Origin of the sequence: Magnetospirillum sp. SS-4, assembly GCF_902729425.1 — a bacterium.
Taxonomy (GTDB): Bacteria; Pseudomonadota; Alphaproteobacteria; order Rhodospirillales; family Magnetospirillaceae; genus Phaeospirillum.
The window spans coordinates 1-655 of the sequence record NZ_CACVCH010000006.1; the positions used below are offsets into that span (position 1 = coordinate 1).

Sequence of the window (655 nt, forward strand, 5' to 3'; positions counted from 1 at the left end):
CTGAGGTTCTGTAGCCACATTGGCGAAGTTCACGTTCAACGAAATGCGACTGTGCCCCATGGGGAGCAACCAGCATCACTTCGATGCGTCTGATCTCGATTTCATCCAGTGTTGAAGCAAGTTTTTGTGGAAGCCGGGAGAAATCGGGCTGGATTTCTGTGCCGCGACTACCAACCTGTTTAGATAGCTCATCGATATAGGTTTCAAGATCGATCCAGATTCGCGGAGGCAGCGTTTCAGGGGCGTCCGCAAGATATTCGTCGAGCTTGTGGGCAATCGTACAGAGGGCGTTCAAACCAAACCCTGCCGCCTGTCCACGCAGATACAGGGCGAGCCGCCGAAAGCTTCCAATCAGTTCCGAGCGGGTGATACGGCCTTGGCGGCCGTTATCCAGAACGAATTCAAGGGCACGAAGCCGCTCCATGGCGTCATCGAAAAATTCGTCTCGAATCTCATCGAAAACCGCAAACTGGTCGTGTCCACTTTCTCGGCTCATTGTGCCCCCAATTTCACAATGTCTACGGCTTGTCGTCGCTCAGAACCCTATCGAAATTCATAAACGGATGCGATACCTTTATATCAATCGTTTACCATTCATTTATCGATTCAGTATGCTCATCAGGCCATGTTCATAATCCATTTAATCTGGGAGAGG

General features: G+C 50.5%; 1 protein-coding gene. It reads right to left on the reverse strand.

Annotated elements, in window-relative coordinates:
* Positions 1-496, reverse strand: a 496-nt coding sequence (locus tag MTBSS4_RS02950; RefSeq protein WP_173981913.1) for an Hpt domain-containing protein, incomplete at its 3' end; no start/stop codon positions are given.
* Positions 497-655 lie beyond the last annotated feature (159 nt).